The following is a 22,200-nucleotide window of genomic DNA, read 5'->3' on the forward strand; positions in this document are numbered from 1 at the left end:
CTCCACATGCCTGCCGAGACCACGAACCGTCCGAAGCCGTCGAATCGTTCGAGGTCGTCATGGATCGTGCCGGTCGCCGTGCTGACGGTGGCTGCCGTGCTGATGGCCGTGATCGTGTGGGTGAACTGGAGCGGCACCTCACCCGAGGACGGCAGCTCGCCGTCTGGTGAGGGGGCGCCGACCGAAGTGCAGAACCCCGAACAGCCGGACTTGACCGAGGTCGAGGCCCGGGACGAAGGGGACCTGCTGGCGGCCGGCCCGGTCGATGCGCCGGTGGTGCTGGTGGTGTTCTCCGACTACCAGTGCTCGTTCTGCGCCCGGTGGAGCGAGCAGACGCTGCCGTCGATGATGGAGCACGTCGACGCCGGGAACCTGCGCATCGAGTGGCGCGACGTGAGCGTGTTCGGCCCTGCCTCCGAACGCGCGGCCCGCGCTTCCTACGCCGCCGCGTTGCAGGGGGCGTTCTGGGAGTACCACGACGACCTGTTCGCAGATGGTGAGACCCGCTCCGAGGGGGACCTGAGCGAGGAAGCGCTCGTCGCGCTGGCCGCGGAGCTGGGGTTGGACACCGAGCAGTTCGCCGCCGACCTGGCCGCGGAGGAGACGGCACAGGTGATCGCCGCCAACCAGCAGTTCGGGTTCGACCTGGGCGCCACCTCCACGCCGGTGTTCATCCTGGGCGGGCAGCCGATCGTGGGCGCGCAGCCCACTGGGGTGTTCGAGGACGCCTTCCAGACTGCGCTCGACGCGGCGGAGTGAGGCGGCGTGGACATCGGACTGCTCGCCGCGTTCGCCGGCGGCACGCTCGCGCTGCTGAGCCCGTGCGCGGCGCTGCTGATGCCGGCATTCTTCGCCTCCACGATCGGCACCGGCCCCCGGCTGCTGCTGCACGGCGCGATCTTCTACCTCGGCCTGCTGATCGTGCTGGTCCCGGTCGGTGTCGGGGCCGGCGCGCTGGGGACGCTGTTCGTCACCCACCGGCAGGCGATCGTGCTGGTCGCCTCCTTCGTCCTGATCGTCTTGGGCGCCGCCCAGGCTCTCGGTTTCGGGTTCGACCCGTCCCGGCTGCTGCCCGCAGGTGCTGACCTGCACTCCCGCGCCGCGTCCAAGACCGGGACCGCCAAGACGCTGCTGTTGGGAGCTGCCAGTGGGATCGCCGGGTTCTGCGCCGGCCCCATCCTGGGCGCCGTGCTGACCCTGGCCGCTGCCCGCGGTGACACCCTCGCCGCCGGTGTGCTGCTCGCCGTCTACGGCGCCGGCATGGTTCTGCCGCCGCTGCTGATCGCCGCGCTCTGGCAGCGCCTGGGCGTCCGCGGGCGTCGGCTGCTGCGCGGGCGTGCCTTCACCGTCCTGGGCCGGCAGCTGCACACCACCTCGGTGATCACCGGCCTGCTGATCATGGGCGTCGGCCTCCTGTTCTGGACCACGAACGGCTTGGCCGGGGCCCCCGAGCTCGTTCCGCTCGACGCCCAAGCCTGGCTTCAGGAGCGCGCCTCCATCCTGGCCAACCCGATCCTGGACATCCTCGCCATCATCCTGATCGCAGGGATCGTGCTGCTGCTGTGGGCCAGGCACCGCCGCAACCGCGAGCGCGCGCAGGCCCACGCGAACGAGCAGCCCACGGAACAACGATGATGCGACGTCGACGAGCCGGCATCTCTGCGATCTCCGTCGCCGCGGTGCTGTTGCTGACCGGTTGCGGGGCATCCGAGCCCGAACCCGTGCGAGACCCGTACCCGGTCGATGATCCACTGCCGGTCGTGGACACCGCGGGGATGCGTCTGCCGGCACAGTTCGAGGAACTGGAGGTCATGGACCCCGGGTGGGACGTCGCCGCGCAGTACGCCGACGGGGTCTATCTCGCCCCGGGTGAGCGCGACGGCATGCTGGAGTTCACGGCCGTAGACGTGCACGGCGACGTCCTTTGGGCCGTGCAGCGCCCGGCGAGCTGCACCGGCTTCGCGGTGACGATCGACGCGGACGGGCGAGCCCTCGCGATCCTGGGCGACCTAGAAACCACCACCGAAGCACTGGCTGCCACCACCGCCACCGCCTACGACCTGGCAACCGGGGAACAGGTCTGGGGTCCGGTGCAGGTACCCGGCCCCTACCAGGGCCCCGGCCTGGTGTTCGCCGCGCCCCCTGAGGGCTTCATGGGTGAGACCGGCCCACGCGTCGCGCTCGATCCCACCACGGGAGAGGTCGCGGCCACCGAAGAGGGCTCCACAGGACTGCGGATCATCGGCGAGTACCACGGCGTCGTCTTGCTCACCCATGAGGACGCTCTGATCGCGCGCGACACGACCACAGGCCAGGAGCTGTGGCGCCGCCCGCTGGCCGAGCACGGCTGGACCGCGGCGTCCCTCAGCGCCGCCCTGCCCGCCACGCCGGCCGACGGGCTTGCGCTGCTCTCCACCTCCGAGACCATGGGTGCGCTCATAGACCTTCACGACGGCGTCGTCGTGAACGACACCGCACACGATGCGGCAGTGGACCCGACCACCGACACCTTGGTGGTCCTGGACGCGGCCGGGCTACACGCCTACGACGCCGACGACCAACCGTTGTGGTCGCTCTCCGTCGATGACCAGACCACCATCGAGGCGATCGGCGGGGTCTTCCTCTACCTGCGCGAAGGCGGCGCGATCCGGGTTCACAACGTCATTACTGGCGATGTCGCCCAAGCCTACGAACCCGACGGGCAAGGGCCGATCATCGTCCCCTCGCACATCACGATCAACGGAGCCTCGCTTCTGCTCGACGGCAACCGTCCACTGCTGGCCACCATCTCAGACGTCTTCACCGGCGAGGAGCGCGGCCCATGAGGCACGCGACGAGCGGCGTGCGATGACCTCGCCGGTGGCCGCGGTGGACTCGACGTGGCGAGCGCCGCGCTCATGCTCTGGGACGACCCCACCGTCACCTGACCGGCAGGTCGTTCTGGCCGGTAAGCGAGGCCGCGTGGGACCTGAGCGACCCTCGATGTCGCAGCCCCTGGCGGTGCGGGATGGTCGCCTGATGAGGCATCAGCGTCAGCGCCAGCGCATGGTCATGAAGAACCCGACGATCATCACGCCGAAGCCGATCGCCAGGTTCCAGTTGCCCAGTCCGGGGATGGGGTAGCCGCCCTTGGTGAGGTACGTGACGACGACGACGGCCAGCCCGAGCACCATGAGCGTCACCATGGTCGGCGCCCACCAGCGCGGGCTGGGCCGCTGTGCCGCCGACGCGGCGGCGGCCTCGCCGGTGGCAGTCACGGGCTTGCGCTTCTTGGACTCGGGCATCTCGTTCTCCTCGTGCTCTGGGGCGTAGCCGTCGCGGCCTGGTCAGCACCCGGGCGCGGGGACGGCGGGCAGGGCGGCAGCGCTACCGTAGTGTCGCATGCACCTCCCGGGGACCGGGCGGCAGCGCGGGCTGGGTGAGCCGGCCGTGACCCTCGTGCGGCGGCAGCACGGGGCGATCGGGGAACCTTGCCGCAGGGGGTGGCGGCACCAGCGCCAGGGGTGGCGGCACCGGCTGCGGTGGCGACACCGACCGCGCGGACGGCACCGACCGCGGGGACGGCACCGGACCCGCGGCACCGGCCCCGGGGCGCCGGACCCGTGGCACTGGCCGCGAGAGCAGCTGCGGCACGGACCGATGGACAGCCGACCGATGGACAGCCGACCGGGAGGACCGAGGAGGGGTGATGGCCCACCTGTGGCACCGCCTCGTGGCGAGCCTGCGCGGCGCCTCCCTCGCTACCGGGCTGGTCGGCCTCGTCGCCGGGCTGATGTTCGCCACGAGCGCCTCGGTCTTCGCGGGCCAGTCCTCCCGGGAGGCCCTCGACCTCGAGGACCTCGCGCGCGCCGAGTCCGAGCGGCTCACCGAGCTGCAGAACGACAACGCCGCGCTCCGCGAGAGCATCCAGCCCTACCTCGACGGGCAGTCCACCACCGACGCGCCCGGCGCCGGCGCCGAGCTGGACGCGTTCGCCGCCGGCCGGCAGCCGGTGCGCGGGCCAGGCCTGCAGGTCGAGCTGTGGGACGCCCCGGCGGAGGCCCGCACCGGCGAGCTCGCCCCCGACGCGCTCGTCGTGCACCAGCAGGACCTCGAGGCCGTGATGAACGCGCTGTGGGGCGGCGGCGCCGAGGCCATGGCCGTCCAGGGGCACCGGGTGGTGTCCACCACCGGGGTGCGGTGCGTGGGCAACGTCCTGCACATCGAGGGCCGGACCTACTCCCCGCCCTACCGGATCGAGGCCATCGGCGACCCGGACCAGCTGCACGAGGCGCTGCTCGCCGACCCAGGGGTGCAGATCTACCAGCAGTACGTCGACGCCGTCGGGCTGGGGTGGTCGGTCCGCGACGTCGAGCGCATGCACCTGCCCGCCTTCGAGGGTTCGCTCGTCCTGCACCAGGCCCAGGTGCTGGCACCATGACCGCATTGCAAGCAAGCACCGCAAGCACCGCGCTGCGCGCAGCGCACCGTCCGCAGCGCACCGCACGCACCGCACCGTGACCGCTGACCCCGGCTACGTCCCCAGGAGAACCGTGAGCCACATCCTCGTCGTCGACAACTACGACAGCTTCGTCTACACCATCGTCGGCTACCTCCAGCAGCTCGGGGCCCGGACGACGGTGGTGCGCAACGACGCCGTGCCCGCCCTGACCGGCTACGACGGCGTCCTGATCTCGCCCGGCCCCGGCACGCCCAAGGAGGCCGGCGCGTCGATGGCGGTCATCGAGGACTGCGCGGACCGCGAGCTGCCCATGCTGGGGGTGTGCCTGGGGCACCAGGCGCTCGCCGAGGCGTTCGGCGGCACCGTGACCCACGCCGCGGAGCTCATGCACGGCAAGACCTCCGCGGTCGAGCACGATGGCACCGGGGTCTTCGCCGGGCTGCCGTCCCCGCTCACCGCCACCCGGTACCACTCCCTCGCCGTCGTCCGGGACACCGTCCCCGCGGAGCTGGACATCACCGCGGCGACGGCGTCCGGCCTCGTCATGGGACTGCAGCATCGGGACCTGCCGCTGCACGGGGTGCAGTTCCACCCCGAGTCGGTGCTCACCGAGGGCGGGCACCGGCTGCTCGCGAACTGGCTCGCGACGACCGGGGACGCCGCAGCGGTGGACCGCTCGGCAGGGCTCGCACCCCGGGTGGCGCACCGGGGCTGACGGCGCGGCCGCTGCGTCGGGCACAGCCCGGCGACGTCACCGGTGCGGTGAACGGGGCGACGGCGGGTGTCGGATGCGACGTCACCGAGGCGCCGGGCGAGCCCGACCAGGGGGCACGGTCGACCTGGCAGCACGGTCGCTGTCGGGCTCAGCGCCGACCGGCAGCGAACCGCCGTCGGCCCGACCCCGCCCAGCGGCGCGGCCCGCCGCCGGCCTCAGCCCCGCTCGGCGGCGTTCTGCCGCGCCCGGGCGTTGGCGTTCGCGTTCGGCCCGGGCGGCCCGCCCGCCTCGTCCTCCCCGGTCGGCGTCTCCGTCGGGGTCTCCGTCGCGGGCTCGGTGGGCGTCTCCGTGGGCGTCTCGGTCGCCGTCGGTGTGGGCGTCGGGGTGGGGGACGGGCTCGGCGGCGGGGGCGGCTCCTCGGCCACCGTGAGGGTGATCGTCGTGCCCCGCTCGACGACGCCGGCCGGGTGGGACTGGCCGATGACGGTGCCGGGGGCGGCCTCCGCCGTCTGCTGGGTCTCGATGCGGTAGTTCAGGTCCAGCTCGTCCAGGACGCCGGTGGCCTCCGCCTCGGTCATGCCCACCAGGTCCACCAGCTCGACGTTGCCGCTGGCCAGGACGAGGTCGACGGCGGTGCCCGGCGGGACCGCCTCGCCGGCCTCCGGGGTGGAGCCGATCACCGCGCCGACGTCCACCGAGGCGTCGGCGTTCGCCTCCTTCACCGACCCGACCGTCAGCCCGCGCTCGTCCAGCTCCGCGCGCGCTTGCTCCTGGGACATGCCGGCGATGTCCGGGACCGTGACCGACGCCGGGCCGGAGGAGAAGGCGATCTCGACCGTGCTGCCCTCCGGCACCTCATCTCCCACCGGCGGATCGGACTCGACGAACTGCCCCTCCGGGACGTCGTCGGAGGGGACGTCGTCGACGATGCTCGGCTCCAGCCCGACGTCGGTCAGCGCCTCCCGCGCGGCGACCTGGTCCATGCCGGTCATGTCCGGCACCGCGACCGTGGTCGTCGGCGGCGTGCCGTCCTCGGGGTTCTGGAGCAGGTACACGATCCCGGCGACCGCGGCGAGGCCGAGCAGCGCGAGCAGCCAGACCCACCAGCGGGACCGGCGCGGCCGGTCCGGGCCGCCGTCGGCGTGCCCGCCGGTCGCCGTCGGCGGCTCCGCCTGCGGCGGCGGAGTGAGCGTGCGGGTGGCGGTGGCGGCCGCCAGCGGGGTGGTCGCCGCGGTGCCCGCCGCGCCGGCCGCCCAGGACGCGGCGGACGGGGCGTGCACCTCGCCGCCGCGGACCGCGGCGAGGAGGTCGGCGCGCATGTGGGCGGCGTCGGCGTAGCGGTCCTCCCGGTCCTTGGCCAGGGCCTTGAGCACGACCCGGTCCAGGACCTCGGGGATGTCGGGGGTGACCGCCGACGGCGGCTTGGGCGTCTCCCGGACGTGCTGGTAGGCGACGGCGACCGCGGAGTCCCCGGAGAACGGCGGCTGGCCGGTGAGCAGCTCGTAGAGCAGGCACCCGGTGGAGTACAGGTCCGAGCGGGCGTCGACCACCTCCCCGCGGGCCTGCTCGGGGGAGAGGTACTGCGCGGTGCCGACGACGGCGTGGGTCTGGGTCATCGTGGCGGCGGAGTCCGTCATCGCCCGGGCGATGCCGAAGTCCATCACCTTCACCGCCCCGGTGGGGGTGAGCATGATGTTCCCGGGCTTGATGTCCCGGTGCACGATGCCCTCGCGGTGGGAGTACTCCAGGGCGGAGAGCACCCCGACGACGATCTCGACCGCTTCCTCGATCGGCACCGGGTCGCCGCCGGCCAGCAGGGAGCGGACGGTGTGGCCCTCGACGTACTCCATGACGATGAAGGGCACGGCGGTGACCTGCCCGTTGGCGCTGGTGACGCGCTCCTCGCCGGTGTCGTAGACCGCGACGATCGCCGGGTGGTTCAGCGCCGCGGAGGACTGCGCCTCGCGGCGGAAGCGGGCCTGGAAGGTGACGTCGCGGGCCAGGTCGGCGCGCAGGATCTTGATGGCGACGGTCCGGGAGAGCCGGTTGTCGTAGCCGATGTGCACCTCGGCCATGCCACCGCGTCCGATGAGCTCGCCGACCTCGTACCGGCCGGCAAGCACGTGCGGGACGTCGTCCACCACTAGAGGTCCTTCGTTGTCAGGGGCAGGAGCGCCGCCGGGGCGGCGGTGGGGGCGCCGTCGGCCCCGCCAAGGGTAGCGAGGACGGCGAGCAGGAGGAGCGCGAGCACCGCGAGGACGACCACCATCGCCCGGAGCCACACCTGGTCGGCGGCGAGCTCGGCCCAGGTGGGCCGGGCCCACTGGGACCGGGCGTCCTCGGCGGCGGTGCGGGCGCGGCGGACGGAGGTGGCGGCGCCGGTCGCCGGGCCGTCGGGGGCGGCATGGGCGCGGTGGGTGCCGCGGCCGCGGCGCCGGCGGGGCGGGTACGACGGCGGCAGGCCGGCGGGCGGTTCCGGCGCCGGGGGCGGGGGTGGCGGCGGGGGAGCGGGCCGGGCGGTGCGCCGGGTCGCCGACGGCGGGGCCGGGGCGGGCGCGGCAGTCGGCGTGGGCGCGGTGGCGGCAGGTGCGGCTATGACTGATGGGGCGCTAGGTGCGGTTATGACCGGTGGGGCTGCCGGTGCGGCTGCTGAGGCGGCGGGTGCGGAGGCGCCCGGTCTAGGGGCGGGCCGAGCCGCGGCGACCTCGCGGGTGGCGGGAGCGTCCAGCCCGCCCGCGCCGCGCGGGCGGGCACCCGCGGCACCGGCGGCAGCGGCACCGGCGACCGCGGCACCCCGCCCGGCCGCGCTGGTGGCGCCCGCCGCCGCGGCTGCCCCGCCGGTCCCGAGCCCGGCCAGCACCCCCTCCAGCACCTGCGCGCAGGCCAGCGCGCTCGCCGGCCGCTGCGCCGGGTCCTTGGCGAGCATCCGCTCCACCACCTCCCGCACCGGCCCGGGCACCGTCGCCGGCAGCGCCGGCAGCGGGGTGTTGACGTGCGCGAAGGCGATGTCGACCTGGGTGGCGCCGGTGAACGGCCGGCTGCCGACCAGGCACTCGTACGCGACGACCCCCAGCGCGTAGACGTCCCCGGCCGCCGTCGCCGGCCGGCCCATCGCCTGCTCCGGCGGGAGGTACTGGGCGGTGCCCATGACCATCCCGGCCGACGTCATCGGCGCCTGGTTGGCGCCCAGGGAGACCCCGAAGTCGGTGATCTTCAGCCCGCCGTCGGGGGTGAGGATGAGGTTGGCGGGCTTGACGTCCCGGTGCACCACCCCGCCGGCGTGCGCGGCGTGCAGACCGCGGCAGGCCTGGACGAGCAGCGGCAGCAGCACGGTGGGGGCGAGGGTGCGCTCGCGCTCGAGCCGGTCGGCGAGGGTCTCCCCGCGGACGAGCTCCTGGACCAGGTAGCCGCTGCCGTCCTGCTCGCCGTGGTCGAGCAGCATCGCGAGGTTGGGGTGGCGCAGCCCGGCGGTGTTGCGGGCCTCGGCCCGCAGCCGGGCGAGGAAGTGCTCGTCCCCGGCGAGCTCGGCGCGCAGCACCTTGGCGGCGACCGTCCGGCCCAGCCGGTGGTCCCGCGCCTGCCACACCTCGCCCATCCCGCCGACGGCGATCCGCTCGGTGAGCTCGTACCGGCCGCCGAGGAGGAGCCCGGGCGCGGGGATCACTGCAGCACCGCCTGCATCACCGCGCGGGCCACCGGCCCGGCGTTCGTCCCGCCGTCGCCGCCGTTCTCGATGAGCACGGCGACGGCGACCTGCGGGTCCTCCGCGGGCGCGAACCCGGTGAACCACGAGTGCGGGGCGGCGTCCTGGTTCTCCGCGGTCCCGGTCTTGCCGGCCACCGCCACGCCGTCGATCTGGGCCGGCCGGCCGGTGCCGTTCTCGACGACGTCGAGCATCATCTGGGTCAGCTGGTCGGCGGTCTCCGGCGAGACGGACCGCCGGAGCTCGCGCGGCTGGGTGGCGGTGACCTCCTCCAGGTCCGCGGTGAGCTCGCGGGCGACGAGGTAGGGCCGCATCTGTGCGCCGTCGTTCGCGACGGCGGCCGCCACCATGGCCATCTGCAGCGGGGTGACCCGCACGCTCGCCTCGCCGATGCCGGACATCGCCAGCTGGGCCTGGCTCTCCGGCTCGGGCAGCCGCGAGGGGGTGACGGCCAGCGGGATCTCCAGCTCGGCGCCGAACCCGAACGCCTCGGCCTGGGCCCGCAGCGCGTCGTAGCCGATGTCCATGCTCAGCTGGGCGAAGGGGGTGTTGCAAGACTGCCGGAACGCGGCCAGCAGGGTGACCTCGCCCGACCCGTCCCCGCAGGCCCGCCCGCCGGGGTTGCGCAGCCCCACGCTGGTCTGCGGCAGGGTGAGCTCGGTCGGCGCCGGGACCATGGTGTCCGGGTCGTACTGCCCGCTCTCCAGCAGCGCGGCGGCGGTGATGACCTTGAAGCTCGACCCGGGCGCCCACTGGTCCCCGGCGATGGCCCGGTTGTCCAGCGGCTTGGCCGGGTCGGTGCGCAGGGCGTCCCAGGCCGCCTGCGCCGCCTCCCGGTCGTGGGTGGCCAGGGCATTGGGGTCGAAGCTGGGCGAGGAGTACATCGCCAGGATCGCGCCGGTGGCCGGGTCGAGCGCGACGACGGCGCCGGAGCGGTCCCCGATCGCCTCCGCGGCGGCCTGCTGCGCGGCCGGGTCCAGGGTGAGCTCGACCGCCCCGCCCTGGGGCTGGTTGCCGGTGACCAGGTTCTGCACCCGGCGCAGGAACAGCGAGGAGGAGGTGCCGTTGAGGACGTCGTTCGCCTGCTTCTCCAGCCCGGTGACCGCGTTGAAGGCGGTGGAGAAGTACCCGGTCAGGTGCGCGTAGAGCGGGCCGGGGTCGTAGGTGCGCTGGTAGCCGTAGACGTCGTCGACCGGGTGCGAGGAGGCGATCGGCTCCCCGGCGACGACGATCGGGCCGCGGTCCCGGCCGAACTCCCGGTAGACGGTGCGCACGTTGCGGGAGTCGTTGTTCAGCGCCTCGGCCTGGAAGAACTGCACCGAGGTGGCGGAGACCATCAGCGCCAGGAACATCAGCGCGACGACGGTGGTGAGCCGGCGGATGGGGGCGTTCACAGCCGCACCACCTCCGTCGGCTGGCCGTCCTCGGGCCCGCCGTCGCGCCCGGGGGCTGCGCCTGGGCCCGGTCCGGGCCCGCCGCTCCGGCCGCCGGAGCCGGGCCGGCCGCGGTGGCCGCCGTCGTCACGGTCGGACCGGCCGGTGCGGCCGCCGTCGCCCCGGGTGCGGCCGACGTCGTCCCAGCCGTCGGCAGCCCCGGCCCGCACCTCGGTGGGCCGGTCGTCCCCAAGCCCGTCGCCGGCCGCCCGGTCCCGGCCGGCCCCGTTCGGCCCGCCGACCACCGCGAGCTCGCCCGGCTCGGGCTGCAGCAGGGCGGCCGGCGGGGCGGGCCGGCGGGCGGCGTCGGAGATGCGCAGCAGGAGCGCGACGATGACCCAGTTCGACAGCAGCGAGGACCCGCCGAGCGCCAGGAACGGCATGGTGAGCCCGGTGAGCGGGATGAGCCGGGTGACCCCGCCGACCACCACGAAGCACTGGAAGGCCAGCACGAACGCCAGCCCGGAGGCGAGCAGCTTGCCGAACCCGTCGCGCACCCCGATCGCGGCGCGCAGCCCGCGCTCGGCGAGGACCAGGTAGAGCAGCAGCAGGGCGAGCAGCCCGGTCAGGCCCAGCTCCTCGCCGAGGGAGGCGACGATGAAGTCGGAGTTGGCGTAGGGCACGAGCTGGGGGTACCCCTCGCCCCAGCCGGTGCCCAGCAGCCCGCCGGAGGCGAGGCCGAAGAGGCCCTGGACCACCTGCCCGGACCCGCCGGGGCTGCGGCTGTACACCTCGGGCTCCAGGGCGTGCAGCCACACCTCCACCCGGGCGCCGACGTGCGGGAACAGCTGCGCGGCCAGGGCCGCGCCGCCGCCGAAGAGGAGCAGGCCGATCAGCACCCAGCTCAGCCGCTCGGTGGCGACGTAGAGCATGGCGACGAACAGGCCGAAGAAGAGCAGCGAGGTGCCCAGGTCCCGCTCCAGGACGAGGACGGCGAGGGAGACTCCCCAGGCCAGCAGGATCGGCCCGAGGTCGCGCAGCCGGGGCAGGTGCAGGCCGAGGATCCGGGGCCCGGCCAGGGCCAGGTTGTCCCGGTTGGTGACCAGGTACCCGGCGAAGAACACCGCGAGGAGGATCTTGCCCAGCTCGGCCGGCTGGAAGGACATCGAGCCGAGGTGGATCCAGATCCGGGCGCCGTTGAGGTTCACGCCCAGCCCGGGCACCAGCGGCAGGAGCAGCAGCACCAGGCCGGCGACCATGGCCGTGTAGGTGTACCGGCGCAGCAGCCGGTGGTCCCGGACGAACCACAGCACCGCCACCGCGGCGGCGACCCCGACCAGGGTCCAGAGCAGCTGGCGGTCGGCGCTGGAGCTGCCGCCCTCCCCGGCGGCCTGGTCGATCCGGTAGATCATCGACAGGCCGATCCCGTTGAGCGCGACGACGATCGGCAGCAGCACCGGGTCGGCGTACGGCGCCCGCCACCGGATGAGCAGGTGGACGACCAGGGCGAGCAGGGCGAGCCCGCCGCCGTGCACGGCCAGGCCCGGCGGGACGGCGCCGGTGGTGGCCAGGCCCACCTGGGCGTAGGCGCCCAGGGAGAGGACGAGCGCGAGGAGGAGCAGCCCCAGCTCCACGCCCCGCCCGGTCCGCGGCGGGCGCACCGAGACGGTGGCCATCACCGGCTCCCCTCGTCCAGGGTCGGCATGGGCTCGGGGGCCGGCGGGGAGGTGGGGACCAGGGTCGGCCGGGGCGTGGTGGGCCGGGCCGGGGTCGGCGTGGGCGACGGCGAGGGCGACGGCGACGGCGTGGGCTCGCGGGCGCCGTCGCCGTCGTCGGTCTCGGAGGCGCGCAGGTTGGCCACCACCTCCTCGGCGGCGGCGAGCGAGCCGCGGGTGATCGGCCGAGTCAGGCGGTCCTGGGCGACCTGGGAGAGGTCGGCGACGCGCAGGTCGGTGCGCTCGTGGAGCTCGGCCAGCCGCACCGGGCCGACCTCCTGGGGGATGCCGCGGTAGATGGCCACGTGCTCCCCGGCCGGGGCGACGAAGTACTGGGTCCGGGTCCAGGAGTACCCGGCCCAGCCGGCCCCGGCGAGCACGGCCAGGACCAGCACGGCCGCCACCACCCGGCCCACCCAGCGGTGCCGGCGGGGGCGGGGCGGGTCCTCCTCCTCCACTGCGGCCGGGCGGGCGGCGCTGACCAGGGCGGCGGCCCGGGCGGCGGCGCCGTGCCCGCCGCGGGTGCCGTTCCGCCGCTCCCCGGCCGCCCCGACCACCTCGGGGCTGGTCGGTGCGGCCGGCCCGCCGGGGACGACGTCGGCGACGACGCAGGTGACGTTGTCCGGACCGCCGGCGCGCAGGGCGAGGGCGATCAGCTCGTCCGCGCACGCGCCGGGGTCGGCGACCGAGGCGAGGGTCTCGGCGATGGTCTCGTCGGAGACCACCCCGAACAGGCCGTCGGAGGCGAGCAGCCACCGGTCCCCGGGCACCGCCTCGCGCAAGGACTCGTCCAGCTCGACGTCGCCGTCGTTGTCGCCCAGGGCGCGCAGGATGACGTTGCGCTGGGGGTGGCGCTCGGCCTCCTCGGGGGTGAGCCGCCCGGTGGAGACCAGGTACTGCACGAAGGTGTGGTCGGTGGTGACCTGGGTCAGCACGCCGTCGCGGAGCAGGTAGGCCCGGGAGTCCCCGATGTGCACCATGGCCAGCTTGTTGCCCGAGCGGAGCACCGCGATGCAGGTGGTGCCCAGCCCGGCGAGGTCCTCGTCCGCCTCGGAGCGCTCCATCAGGTCCGCGTGGGCGGCGGCGACGGCGCCGCGGAGCAGGTCCAGCAGGTCGTCCCCGCCGTGGGACTCCCCGTCCAGCGGGGCGAGGTGGGCCACCGCGACGGAGGAGGCGATGTCCCCGCCGGCCGGCCCGCCCATGCCGTCGGCGAGGACGAGGAGGTGGGGGCCGGCGTAGCCGGAGTCCTGGTTGGAGGAGCGGACCAGCCCGGTGTCGGAGCGGGCGGCGTAGCGCAGGGCGACGCTCATCGCCTCACCGCCGCAGCTCGATGACGGTCTGCCCCACCCGGACCGGGGTGCCGGGGGCGAGCGGGACCGGGGCATCGATCCGCTCGCCGTCGACCACCGTGCCGTTGGTGGACCCCAGGTCCTCCACCCACCAGCCGTCCCCGGAGGGGAAGAAGCGGGCGTGCCGGGAGGAGGAGTAGTCGTCGTCCAGGACCAGGGTGCACGAGGGGGCGCGGCCGACCAGGACCGAGGAGGTGCCCAGCGGGATGGTGGTGCCGGCCAGCGGGCCCTGCACGACCACCAGCCTGGTCGGGCCGCCGCGGCTCGGGGCCCGGGCGTCACCGCCGGTCCGGCGCCCACGGCGGCCCGGGCCGGGGCCGGCGGTGGTGCGCCGGCCGGTACCGCGGGGGGTGATCTTGGTGCCGAAGACGTCCCCGCGCAGGACGGCGAGGGCGGCCAGGACGAAGAGCCAGAGCAGGAGCAGGTAGCCCACGCGCAGCAGGGTGATGGCGAGCTCGCTCATGGGCGGGCGCTCACCCCTCGGGGTCGTCGTCGGCGCCGGTCCAGAACATCACCCGGGTGCGGCCGATGGTGATGGTGTTGCCGTCCACCAGGGTGGCGGCGTCGATCCGGTGGCCCTCGACGAAGGTGCCGTTGGTGGAGCCCAGGTCGGTGGCGATGACCCCGCCGGGGGTGACCCGGATCTCCAGGTGCCGGCGGGAGACGCCGGAGTCGTCGACGATGATGTCCGCCTCGCTGCCGCGGCCGATGACGGTGACCGGGCCGGTGAGGAGGTAGCGCTGGCCGTCGATGTCGATGATCGGGTGGCGGGAGGACGCCGCCGCGGTTGTGGCCGGGGCGACGGCGCCACGGCGGGTGGCGGAGCGGACGTGGAACCGGCCGGTGCTCAGGGCGTCGTCCTGCTCGAAGGAGACCTCGACCGGGCCGACGAAGGTGTAGCGCTGGGAGGCGGCGTGCTCGGTGGCGGCGCCGGTCATCTCCTCGGCGAGGGCGTCCGCACCCCACTGCTCGACCTGGTCGAGGTCGGTGGCGGAGAGCTCGACGACGAACTCGTTGGGGACGACGGTGCGGTCGCGGGAGACGGCGGCGGCGCGGTCGTCCATCTCCCGGCGGACGGCGGAGGCGATCTCGACCGGCTTGACCTCGCTGCGGAACGCCTTGGCGAAGGCCGAGGAGACCATGTGCTCCACGCTCTTCTCGAACCGGTCCAGCACTCCCACCGCGCACCTCCTTCCGCCTTGTTCGGCCCCGTCCGGGCCGGCCCCGGACCGTCCGGCGCTCGTGCCGGGCGGCCGGGCGCCGAGGCCGGCGGGTGGCCACCGGCGCGGCGCCGGGCCAGGGGTCCGGCCCCACGATCGTAACGAGGTGCGCCGATTATGCGAGCACCGCCCCCGGCGGGTGGGGGCCGGTGTGCGGGCACCGCCCCCGCGCGGGTGGGGCTGGCGGCGTGCACCGCCCCGTGGGCGGACGGTGGCCGGCGGCGTGCGACGGCGGGGTCGGGCGGGCGCTCGCGGGCTTTGCCGGGTGGTCGCGGCGGGCATCGCCGGGCGGTCGTGGCGGGCGGCGGCGAGCGCGCCGTGCGCCTGGGCAGCGTGCCGTGCGGCTGGGCACGGCCACGGAGCGTGGTGGGGGTCACGGCCACGGCGTCTGACCGCGCGCGGGCCCGCTGGTGCCCCGTGCTAGTCTGGCTAGCGCTGTTTCGGCAGCATGCGCGAGTGGCGGAATAGGCAGACGCGCACGGTTCAGGTCCGTGTGCCCGAGAGGGCGTGGGGGTTCAACTCCCCCCTCGCGCACCACGCAGATGATGGCCCCTGGGCTCGAGGACTCCTCTCTCAGTCAGGGGCCGTCGTTCCGCCTAGGGTCGAGGGCCGTGAGCAGCGACAGTGTCCGGGCCGGCTACGACGTCGTCGCCGAGGACTACGCCCGGCTGCTGCCCGACCTGGGGTTCGAGGCCCCCCTCGACCGCGCGGTGCTCGACCACTTCCGCGCCGGCCTCGGCCCCGCGCCGTCGGTCCTCGACGCCGGCTGCGGGGCCGGCCGGCTGGCCGCCCACCTCGCCGGGCGCGGGTGCCGGGTGCGCGGCGTGGACCTGTCGGTGGAGATGGTCCGCGTCGCCCGGCGCGCGCATCCCGCGATCGGCTTCGACGTCGCGGACCTCGCCGCCCTGCGCCACCCGGACGCGACCTTCGACGGCGTCGTCGCCTGGTACTCCCTCATCCACACCCCGCCCCGGGCGCTCGGGCCGGTGGTCGCCGAGCTGGCCCGGGTGCTCGCCCCGGGCGGGCTGCTGCTGACCGCCGTCCACGCCGGGACCGGCGTGCGGCAGCTGAGCAGCGCGTACGGACACGCGGTGGACCTGCAGGTCGTCCTGCACGACCCGGACGAGGTCTGCGCCGTGCTGGAACGCGCCGGCCTGGGCGTCGAGGTGCGGCTGGAACGCGCGCCGCGGGCGACCGAGCGCGCGGCCCAGGCCTTCGTCATCGCCCGGAGGCCCGCTCAGGCGCTGCGCCGGCCCGACCTGCGTAGCGGGTGGCGTGCGGCGCCGGCCCCCGGGCGGCGGTACCCGGCGGGCCCCGGTGAGTGCCCGGGCTTGCAGGTCAGCCGGTGAGTCCCCGGGCTCCCCGGTCACGCGGCGCTACCGCCGTCGACCGCCACCCGCTCGCCGTCACGGGTGGTGGCTCGCCTCCCCGGCGGCGTGCCCGGCGGTCTCGAGCTGGAAGGTGGAGTGCTCCACGCTCACCGGGAAGTGCTCGGCGACGCAGGCCTGGATCACCTCGAGCGTGCGGGCGGCGTGGCCGTCGTGGAAGCAGGAGTCGTCGAGGACCACGTGGGCGCTGAGCACCGGCAGGCCGGTGGCGATCTGCGAGGCGTGCAGGTCGTGCACCCCGCGCACGTGCGGCACGGCCAGGATGTGCGCGCGCACCGCGGCGAGGTCCAGGCCCGGCGGGGTGGACTCCAGCAGCACGTTGCCGGACTCGCGCAGGATGCGGACCGCGCGCGGGACGATCAGGGCGCTGATGACCAGGGCGGCGACGGCGTCGGCCCGGGTCCAGCCGGTGGTCGCGATCACGACCGCGGAGACGATGACGGCGACGGACCCCAGGGCGTCGTTGACCACCTCGAGGAACGCCGCGCGGAGGTTGAGGTTGGCGGCGCGGCCCGGGCGCAGGACCGCCAGCGCGGCAAGGTTGCCCACCAGCCCGACGACGCCGACCAGGGCCAGCCCGCCGGCGGCGACCTCGGGCGGGGCGAGGAGGCGCTGCACGCCCTCGACGAAGGCGTAGGCGCCCACCGCGAGCAGGACCGCCGCCTGGGCGCCGGCGGCGAGGACCTCGGCGCGGAGGAAGCCCCAGGTGCGCTGCGGCGTCGGCGGCCGCACGGCGATCGAGGCCGCGGTGAGGGCGACGAGGAGGCCGCCGGCGTCGGTGAGCACGTGCCCGGCGTCCACGAGGAGCGCCAGGCTGCCGGTCACGGCCGCCCCGGCGACCTCCACCAGCAGGATCGTGGCGGTGATGGCGAAGGCGACCGCCAGGCGCCGGCGGTTGGCGCGGGTGTGGCCGTGCGCGTGGGCGTGGCTCATGGCACGGCCCGCGGGGCCTGGGGCGGGTCCGGTGCGTCAGCGGCAGCGACCACGCCGCAGGTGGGGCGCAGCGCGACGGCCGCGCCGTTGACCCGGAGGAGATCCTCGGCGGCGGCGAGGACGGCGAGCAGCTCGGGCGCCGAGGTCAGGGAGAACCACGACGCCCGGCCCACCGGCCGGGAGGTAACCAGGCCGGCGCGGCGGAGGCACGCCAGGTGCGCGCTGACGGTGGACTGCGCCAGGCCGAGGTGCTCGGTCAGGTCCCGCACCCGGTGCTCGCCGAGGCTCAGGTGCTGGAGGATCGCCAGCCGCGCCGGGTCGGCCAGACCGTGGAAGAGCGCCGCGGCCGGGGCCAGCGCGGTCGGTGCCCGGGCCACCGGCGGCGCGGCGGACGCCGGTATCGCCATATGACGATGCTACCCGTCGCCATCGGCCCCGCCGGGCTGGCGCTCCGCTCGGCGACGGCCGGCTGCCCTCGACGACCCGCCAGCTGGTCAGCCCGGGGTGCGGGCAACTGGTCAGACCGGGGTGCGGGCCGGGGGCACGGGAATCCTCGCCGCGCCCGGCCGCGCGCTGACCGGCCGCGGGTGATGCTCACGCGTGCAGGAAGTAACACAATCCCTGCCGGGGCTCGACCGCGTGGCGGGATTCCGCGGAAGTCGGGTGCCATCGTCGCGGATCAGGCAGCGAGTGTGTTACTTCTCGCGCACCAGCCTGCGGGCGTCGTGGCGGGGAGGCCGTCGAGCGGCTGCCCTGACCCCGTCAGGTCCCGTGCGGCGGCGGGACCTCCCGCCACCGCTCGGCCGGGACCTCTCGCAAGTGCCCGGCCGGGACCTCCGTCACGGTCCGCACGACCGGCAGGTGCCGGACAATTCGGGGTGCTCCGGGATGACCCCGGCGCTGTCCCGCCGTCACCCGCCCGCCCGACACCCGAGGACTCCTCATGGTCGCCCAGGTCGCCGACCCGCTCGAGGTCACCGATCCTCGCCTGCCCCGCACGCGTCGGCTGGCCTTCGTCACGATGCTGATCTCCTCCCTGCTCAGCCTGGCCGCGTCGCTGGTCCTCTCGATCGACGCCGTCCGGTTGGCCGCCGACCCCGACGTCCAGCTGGCCTGCAACATCAACCAGGCCATCTCCTGCGGCGCCGTCGCCCAGGCCTGGCAGGCCAGCCTGCTCGGGTTCCCCAACGCCTTCCTCGGCCTCATCGCCGAGCCGGTGGTCATCACCCTGGCGGTCGCCGCGCTCGGCGGGGTGCGCTTCCCCCGGTGGTTCATGCTCGCCGCCCAGGCGATCTACACCATCGGCCTGGTGCTGGCCTACTGGCTCTTCACCCAGTCCTACTTCGTCATCGGCGCCCTGTGCCCGTGGTGCCTCCTCGTCACCGCCTCGACGACGACGGTCTTCGCCTCGATGACGCGGGTGAACATCCTGGACAACAACTTCGGGCTCTCCCCGGGCGCCCATGCCCGGCTCACCTCCTGGCTGCGGATGGGGGTGGACTACGCGGTCGTCGTCATCGTCTTCGTGCTGCTGGCCGCGGCGATCGTGCTCAAGTACCACCGCCAGCTGTTCTGACCGGGGCCGGCAGTGATGAGGCGGCCTCGGCAGCCGGTCCGGCCGTGGCCGCCGCACGGCCGTCAGCGACGGCGCGCGTCCGTGTACCACGCAGACGTCGGCGCAGCGACGGCCCCCGGCGGCGGCTCACCGGTGCGCGGGCTACGCTCGGCCTGGTTGCTGGACCGCTCGACGACGACCGGAGGAGCTCCATGAAGGTCACCATCATCGGCACGGGCACCATGGGCCAGGCCATCGCCGGCATCGTCCGCAAGGGCGACAACTCCCTCCAGGCGCTCGGCCACGGCGACACCGAGACGGTCACCGGCGAGGTCGTCATCCTCGCCGTGCCGTACCCGGCGGTGCGCGAGGTCATCGACCAGCGCGGGAAGCAGCTCGCGGGCAAGGTCGTCGTCGACATCACCAACCCGGTGGACTTCGCCACCTTCGACTCCCTGGTGGTCCCGGCCGACGGCTCGTCGGCGGCCGAGACCGCCGCCGCGCTGCCAGACTCCCGGGTGCTCAAGGCGTTCAACACCAACTTCGCGGCCACGCTCACCTCCGGGACGACCGGCGAGCTGCCGACCACCGTCCTGATCGCCGGCGACGACGCCGAGGCCAAGGCCCTCCTCGCCGACGTCGTCACCGCCGGTGGTCTGCGTGCCGTCGACGCCGGCTCCCTGCACCGGGCCCGGGAGGTGGAGGCCCTCGGCTTCCTGCAGATGACCCTCGCCGCCGGCGAGAAGATCGGCTGGACCGGCGGGTTCGCCCTCCTGCCCTGAGCCCGGTGCGGGCGACCACCGCCAGGATCTCGACCAGTCCGGCCGGTGCCGGTGGTGCCCCCTCCGGAAGGCATGGCACGTCTGCGCCGGGACTGATGACCCGGTCCTGTCGCGCTGGCTCACGTGGTGACGGTCGTGGCCATGGTGTCGCGGTGACCTGCTCCGATCGCCCAGCCGACCCGCGGCCTTGTGCAGCGCAAAGCAGGGCGCACAGGGCAGGCATCGCGCCGGCGAGCGCATGGGGCTGCCCCGGTGCCGTCTGCGGGTGCCGACCGGATGCGGCCGTGCCTGCCGGTTCCTAGGCTCGGCCGCGCGGGATGGCCGACATCCCCGGTGCGGCTGGTTGGCCTACCCACGTCACTGGACAAGCCACGGATCGCAGGAGGCCACTGTGTCGAGCAACGCGGACGAGAAGGCCAAGACCGAGCACCCCGAACGCGGGCAGGATCACTCGAAGAAGATGTACCTGCGGTTCGCGGCGATGCTGCTGACGGCCATGGTCGTCATGTACTGCGTGATGTTCGTCGCCACCTGGGAGTGGGACCACGTGCGGTTCAGCCAGAGCCGGGTGTTCATGGCGCTGACCATGGGCGGCGCGATGGGGTTGGTCATGCCGGCGTGGATGCTGAACATGTACAAGAACACGAGGGCCAACGTCGTGGTGGTGGTGGTCAGCCTCGGGCTCCTCGCGGGAGGGGCATTCCTGGACCGAAGCCAAGCCACGGTGGATGACACCGCCTTCATGAGGGCGATGATTCCCCACCACTCCATGGCCATCACCCGATCGGAGCGTGCGGGGATCGAGGATGCCCGGGTGTGCGAGCTCGCCGCCGAGATCAGCGAGGCCCAGCGGCGGGAGATCCTCGAGATGGACTGGCTCATCGCGGACATCGAGGAGAACGGTCGTGCCACGACACCGGAGGAAGCCGAGACGAGGCCCGTGCCGGCCTTCGACGAACCCGCCGAGCGCCGGTGCGCCACCGGGTGACCGGTTACCTCGGCGCGACCCGGCGGCCGGTTGGCAGCCGGCTTCGGACAGGCCTCACGTCGGCGACGGGTAAGCGACGAGCGGGGTATCCAGCACGACCAGCTCGAGAGAAGAGCGGGGCATCCAGCAAGCTTAGCTCGAGAACGGCGGCGCACCGAGAGCGCCACCACGCGGGGCACCGGCTCCCCGCCCGGGGGTCAGAGCCGGTGCAGGGTCACCTCGAGCGAGTCGGACCCGGCCAGCTCGGCGCTCATGTAGGTCCGGTGCGGCTGGCGGCGCCGGTCGGTCGGCGAGCCCGGGTTGAGCAGCCGCATCCCGCGCGGGGTGACGGTGTCCCACGGGATGTGGCTGTGCCCGAAGACGAGCACGTCGACGTCGGGGAACGCCGCGTCCATCCGGCGCTCGCGGCCGGCCGCCGCCCCGGTCTCGTGGACGACGGCGAGGCGCACCCCGCCGATCGTCGCCCGGGCCACCTCCGGCAGCCGGCGGCGCAGCTCCGGGCCGTCGTTGTTGCCCCAGCAGGCCACCAGGTGCGCGGCGCGGGCGGTGAGCTCGTCGAGCAGCTCCTCGGCCACCCAGTCCCCGGCGTGGACGACGACGTCGGCGGCGTCCACCGCGGCCCAGACGGCGTCCGGCAGCGCCTTGGCGCGGACGGGCACGTGGGTGTCGGCCAGCAGGACGAGGCGGGTGCTCACGACCGGCACGCTACCGCCGCGGGCCCGGCGCGCCGCCGGCGTCGCGGACCAGCTCCACCAGCCGGGCCGCGTGCGCCCCGCGCCAGTACACCTGCCCGCAGGCGGGGCAGCGCATGAACTCGGTGTAGGTCCGGCGGGTGCCGGGCTGGAGCAGCGGGGCGACCTCCGCGGCGGTGGCCGGGACGAGCCGGGCGCCGCAGACGACGCACCGAGTGAACGGGGCCAGCGGCGGGGCGAACCGGTCCAGGACGTCGCGGACCTGGTCCTCGACGCGGGCGCCCGCCACGTGGGCCGCCCGCGCCGGCCCGGCCTGCCAGGGCTGCCCGGGCGGGTCGTCGGGCTGCGTGGCCGCCTCCCCAGGGGCGAGCGCCCGACGGCGCAGCAGCCCCCGGTCCTGGGTGAGCAGGACCCGCCCCTCGCCGAGGGCCTGGGCGACCAGGGCGTCGTCGTCGGCGTCGTTGCGGTAGGCCACGTCCAGCCCGAGCAGCCGCAGCCGGCGGGCCAGCCGCCCGAGGTGGACGTCGAGGACGAACCGGAACGCCACGACCGGCTGCGGCCGGGGCACCGGCAGCACCGCGACCACCGTGCCGGGCGCCGGCCGCAGGTCCGCCGCGACCGGGCGGCCCGCCACGGCCAGCCCGCCGACCTCGGTCAGCGGGACGCCCGCGGCGGGGACCAGGTGCCGCAGCGGCACCCCCGCCTCGACCGGCACCGGCCCGGACCGGCGCCGCGGGGGGAGGAGGTAGCGGAGCGCGGGCGCGACGTCGAGCAGCGCCCCTGCGCGTTCCTCAGCCAGCGGGCCGCTGCTCCGGGCCGGTCCCCGGCTCGCCCGTCGCCCGGTCCCGGGCGGCGGTGGACCCGTCGGCGGCCACCGGGGGCCGGTCGTCGTCCGCAGGGTCGTAGCCGGGATCGAGGGCGTCGGCGTCGGCCCGGTGGGTCTCCGCGTCGGTGCGGACCTGGTGGGCGTGGGCCGTGCGCTCGTGGGCCTCGGCGTCGAGCCGGTCCGCCTCCACCCGGGCCTGCTGCGCCCGTGCCTGCGCAGCGGCGGCGTCGGCCTCCCGACGGCGGGCCTCCAGCTCCTCGTCCCGCACCTGGGCGCGCAGGTCGGCGGCGTGGGCGCGGTTCTGCCGCTCCACCTCCCGGGCCCGCTGCCGGCGACGGCGGACCAGCAGCCACACCAGCAGCGCGATGACGACGAGCACGGCGACGGCGATCAGGACCCACATCAGGGTGTCGTTCATGTCTTCCCTCCCGGAGCGATGGCCCCCATGGAACCGCTAGGTGGGGTGCGCGGCCACCGGGGGCGGCGTGCGCTGAGCCGGGGACGCTTGTGCCGCCGCGAG

22 protein-coding genes and 1 tRNA gene are annotated in these 22,200 nt (G+C 75.0%); 10 read left to right on the top strand and 13 right to left on the bottom strand.

Annotated elements, in window-relative coordinates:
* Nucleotides 1-6: 6 nt before the first annotated feature.
* The 3 genes from MF406_RS01475 to MF406_RS01485 are packed head-to-tail and all read left to right on the top strand — an operon-like array spanning nt 7 to nt 2,825.
* On the top strand, nt 7-759 hold the full coding sequence (locus tag MF406_RS01475; protein WP_242896259.1) for a thioredoxin domain-containing protein: 753 nt from the start codon (nt 7-9) through the stop codon (nt 757-759).
* Between the two features lie 6 nt (nt 760-765).
* A complete protein-coding gene (locus tag MF406_RS01480; RefSeq protein WP_242896260.1) occupies nt 766-1,635 on the top strand; it encodes a cytochrome c biogenesis CcdA family protein in 870 nt (289 codons plus the stop codon).
* A complete protein-coding gene (locus MF406_RS01485; protein ID WP_242896261.1) occupies nt 1,632-2,825 on the top strand; it encodes a PQQ-binding-like beta-propeller repeat protein in 1,194 nt (397 codons plus the stop codon). Before MF406_RS01480 ends, MF406_RS01485 begins: the two co-directional genes overlap by 4 nt.
* Nucleotides 2,826-3,032: 207 nt before the next feature.
* On the opposite strand, the gene MF406_RS01490 is transcribed toward MF406_RS01485, so the two are convergent.
* Nucleotides 3,033-3,284 carry a cell division protein CrgA gene (locus MF406_RS01490; RefSeq protein WP_242896262.1) on the bottom strand — a complete coding sequence of 84 codons (252 nt, stop codon included), beginning with the start codon at nt 3,282-3,284 and terminating at the stop codon, nt 3,033-3,035.
* 404 nt (nt 3,285-3,688) lie between these two features.
* Between MF406_RS01490 and MF406_RS01495 the strand changes: the two genes are divergently transcribed.
* Nucleotides 3,689-4,420, top strand: coding sequence for a DUF881 domain-containing protein (locus MF406_RS01495; RefSeq protein ID WP_242896263.1), 732 nt, complete (start codon nt 3,689-3,691; stop codon nt 4,418-4,420).
* 112 nt (nt 4,421-4,532) lie between these two features.
* Nucleotides 4,533-5,156 carry an aminodeoxychorismate/anthranilate synthase component II gene (locus MF406_RS01500; protein WP_242896264.1) on the top strand — a complete coding sequence of 208 codons (624 nt, stop codon included), beginning with the start codon at nt 4,533-4,535 and terminating at the stop codon, nt 5,154-5,156.
* Nucleotides 5,157-5,371: 215 nt separating this feature from the next.
* On the opposite strand, the gene pknB is transcribed toward MF406_RS01500, so the two are convergent.
* From pknB to MF406_RS01535, 7 genes are read right to left on the bottom strand one after another with little or no spacing between them, the layout of a single operon-like run.
* Nucleotides 5,372-7,297 (bottom strand): Stk1 family PASTA domain-containing Ser/Thr kinase, encoded by a 1,926-nt coding sequence (gene pknB, locus MF406_RS01505; RefSeq protein ID WP_242896265.1) that lies wholly within the window; start codon nt 7,295-7,297, stop codon nt 5,372-5,374.
* Between the two features lie 2 nt (nt 7,298-7,299).
* Nucleotides 7,300-8,820: a serine/threonine-protein kinase gene (locus MF406_RS01510; protein WP_242896266.1), complete on the bottom strand. Its 1,521-nt coding sequence runs from the start codon at nt 8,818-8,820 to the stop codon at nt 7,300-7,302.
* Nucleotides 8,817-10,253: a penicillin-binding protein 2 gene (locus MF406_RS01515; protein WP_242896267.1), complete on the bottom strand. Its 1,437-nt coding sequence runs from the start codon at nt 10,251-10,253 to the stop codon at nt 8,817-8,819. The genes MF406_RS01510 and MF406_RS01515 overlap by 4 nt, the downstream gene beginning before the upstream one ends.
* The gene (locus tag MF406_RS01520) at nt 10,250-11,908 is read right to left on the bottom strand and encodes an FtsW/RodA/SpoVE family cell cycle protein (protein ID WP_242896268.1); all 1,659 of its coding nucleotides are present in this window, start codon (nt 11,906-11,908) and stop codon (nt 10,250-10,252) included. The genes MF406_RS01515 and MF406_RS01520 overlap by 4 nt, the downstream gene beginning before the upstream one ends.
* A complete protein-coding gene (locus tag MF406_RS01525; protein WP_242896269.1) occupies nt 11,908-13,257 on the bottom strand; it encodes a PP2C family serine/threonine-protein phosphatase in 1,350 nt (449 codons plus the stop codon). The genes MF406_RS01520 and MF406_RS01525 overlap by 1 nt, the downstream gene beginning before the upstream one ends.
* A 4-nt stretch (nt 13,258-13,261) precedes the next feature.
* The gene (locus MF406_RS01530) at nt 13,262-13,759 is read right to left on the bottom strand and encodes an FHA domain-containing protein (protein ID WP_242896270.1); all 498 of its coding nucleotides are present in this window, start codon (nt 13,757-13,759) and stop codon (nt 13,262-13,264) included.
* Between the two features lie 10 nt (nt 13,760-13,769).
* Nucleotides 13,770-14,477 (bottom strand): DUF3662 and FHA domain-containing protein, encoded by a 708-nt coding sequence (locus tag MF406_RS01535; protein ID WP_242896271.1) that lies wholly within the window; start codon nt 14,475-14,477, stop codon nt 13,770-13,772.
* A 489-nt stretch (nt 14,478-14,966) separates the two neighbouring features.
* On the opposite strand from MF406_RS01535, the gene MF406_RS01540 reads away from it, so the two are divergent.
* Both MF406_RS01540 and MF406_RS01545 read left to right on the top strand, forming a co-directional pair.
* Nucleotides 14,967-15,053 (top strand) — tRNA-Leu (locus tag MF406_RS01540).
* 74 nt (nt 15,054-15,127) lie between these two features.
* On the top strand, nt 15,128-15,865 hold the full coding sequence (locus MF406_RS01545) for a class I SAM-dependent methyltransferase (RefSeq protein WP_242896272.1): 738 nt from the start codon (nt 15,128-15,130) through the stop codon (nt 15,863-15,865).
* Between the two features lie 57 nt (nt 15,866-15,922).
* Here the strand turns inward: MF406_RS01545 and MF406_RS01550 are convergent, their stop codons facing one another.
* Both MF406_RS01550 and MF406_RS01555 read right to left on the bottom strand, forming a co-directional pair.
* The gene (locus tag MF406_RS01550) at nt 15,923-16,837 is read right to left on the bottom strand and encodes a cation diffusion facilitator family transporter (protein ID WP_242896273.1); all 915 of its coding nucleotides are present in this window, start codon (nt 16,835-16,837) and stop codon (nt 15,923-15,925) included.
* The gene (locus MF406_RS01555) at nt 16,834-17,244 is read right to left on the bottom strand and encodes a helix-turn-helix transcriptional regulator (RefSeq protein WP_242896274.1); all 411 of its coding nucleotides are present in this window, start codon (nt 17,242-17,244) and stop codon (nt 16,834-16,836) included. The genes MF406_RS01550 and MF406_RS01555 overlap by 4 nt, the downstream gene beginning before the upstream one ends.
* A gap of 536 nt (nt 17,245-17,780) precedes the next feature.
* On the opposite strand from MF406_RS01555, the gene MF406_RS01560 reads away from it, so the two are divergent.
* The 3 genes from MF406_RS01560 to MF406_RS01570 all read left to right on the top strand — a co-directional run bounded on the left by MF406_RS01560 (nt 17,781) and on the right by MF406_RS01570 (nt 20,162).
* A complete protein-coding gene (locus tag MF406_RS01560) occupies nt 17,781-18,413 on the top strand; it encodes a vitamin K epoxide reductase family protein (RefSeq protein ID WP_242896275.1) in 633 nt (210 codons plus the stop codon).
* 191 nt (nt 18,414-18,604) lie between these two features.
* On the top strand, nt 18,605-19,174 hold the full coding sequence (locus MF406_RS01565; protein ID WP_242896276.1) for an NADPH-dependent F420 reductase: 570 nt from the start codon (nt 18,605-18,607) through the stop codon (nt 19,172-19,174).
* Nucleotides 19,175-19,565: 391 nt separating this feature from the next.
* On the top strand, nt 19,566-20,162 hold the full coding sequence (locus tag MF406_RS01570) for a DUF305 domain-containing protein (RefSeq protein ID WP_242896277.1): 597 nt from the start codon (nt 19,566-19,568) through the stop codon (nt 20,160-20,162).
* Between the two features lie 197 nt (nt 20,163-20,359).
* Here the strand turns inward: MF406_RS01570 and MF406_RS01575 are convergent, their stop codons facing one another.
* From MF406_RS01575 to MF406_RS01585, 3 genes are read right to left on the bottom strand one after another with little or no spacing between them, the layout of a single operon-like run.
* Nucleotides 20,360-20,857, bottom strand: a complete 498-nt coding sequence (locus MF406_RS01575) for a metallophosphoesterase (RefSeq protein WP_242896278.1) — start codon at nt 20,855-20,857, stop codon at nt 20,360-20,362.
* A gap of 10 nt (nt 20,858-20,867) precedes the next feature.
* Nucleotides 20,868-21,752 carry a Mut7-C RNAse domain-containing protein gene (locus MF406_RS01580; protein WP_371744683.1) on the bottom strand — a complete coding sequence of 295 codons (885 nt, stop codon included), beginning with the start codon at nt 21,750-21,752 and terminating at the stop codon, nt 20,868-20,870.
* Nucleotides 21,646-22,098, bottom strand: coding sequence for a hypothetical protein (locus tag MF406_RS01585; protein ID WP_242896280.1), 453 nt, complete (start codon nt 22,096-22,098; stop codon nt 21,646-21,648). Before MF406_RS01585 ends, MF406_RS01580 begins: the two co-directional genes overlap by 107 nt.
* Nucleotides 22,099-22,200: the final 102 nt, after the last annotated feature.

It is taken from the genome of Georgenia sp. TF02-10, assembly GCF_022759505.1.
Taxonomy (GTDB): Bacteria; Actinomycetota; Actinomycetes; order Actinomycetales; family Actinomycetaceae; genus TF02-10.

What these genes read in the sequence shown, in the direction of transcription:
- MF406_RS01475 (WP_242896259.1), top strand. Translation starts at nt 7, where the DNA reads ATGCCTGCCGAGACCACGAACCGTCCGAAGCCGTCGAATCGTTCGAGG.
- MF406_RS01485 (WP_242896261.1), top strand. Translation starts at nt 1,632, where the DNA reads ATGATGCGACGTCGACGAGCCGGCATCTCTGCGATCTCCGTCGCCGCG.
- MF406_RS01490 (WP_242896262.1), bottom strand. Translation starts at nt 3,284, where the DNA reads ATGCCCGAGTCCAAGAAGCGCAAGCCCGTGACTGCCACCGGCGAGGCC.
- MF406_RS01495 (WP_242896263.1), top strand. Translation starts at nt 3,689, where the DNA reads ATGGCCCACCTGTGGCACCGCCTCGTGGCGAGCCTGCGCGGCGCCTCC.
- MF406_RS01520 (WP_242896268.1), bottom strand. Translation starts at nt 11,908, where the DNA reads ATGGCCACCGTCTCGGTGCGCCCGCCGCGGACCGGGCGGGGCGTGGAG.
- MF406_RS01525 (WP_242896269.1), bottom strand. Translation starts at nt 13,257, where the DNA reads ATGAGCGTCGCCCTGCGCTACGCCGCCCGCTCCGACACCGGGCTGGTC.
- MF406_RS01530 (WP_242896270.1), bottom strand. Translation starts at nt 13,759, where the DNA reads ATGAGCGAGCTCGCCATCACCCTGCTGCGCGTGGGCTACCTGCTCCTG.
- MF406_RS01550 (WP_242896273.1), bottom strand. Translation starts at nt 16,837, where the DNA reads ATGAGCCACGCCCACGCGCACGGCCACACCCGCGCCAACCGCCGGCGC.
- MF406_RS01555 (WP_242896274.1), bottom strand. Translation starts at nt 17,244, where the DNA reads ATGGCGATACCGGCGTCCGCCGCGCCGCCGGTGGCCCGGGCACCGACC.
- MF406_RS01560 (WP_242896275.1), top strand. Translation starts at nt 17,781, where the DNA reads ATGGTCGCCCAGGTCGCCGACCCGCTCGAGGTCACCGATCCTCGCCTG.
- MF406_RS01565 (WP_242896276.1), top strand. Translation starts at nt 18,605, where the DNA reads ATGAAGGTCACCATCATCGGCACGGGCACCATGGGCCAGGCCATCGCC.
- MF406_RS01585 (WP_242896280.1), bottom strand. Translation starts at nt 22,098, where the DNA reads ATGAACGACACCCTGATGTGGGTCCTGATCGCCGTCGCCGTGCTCGTC.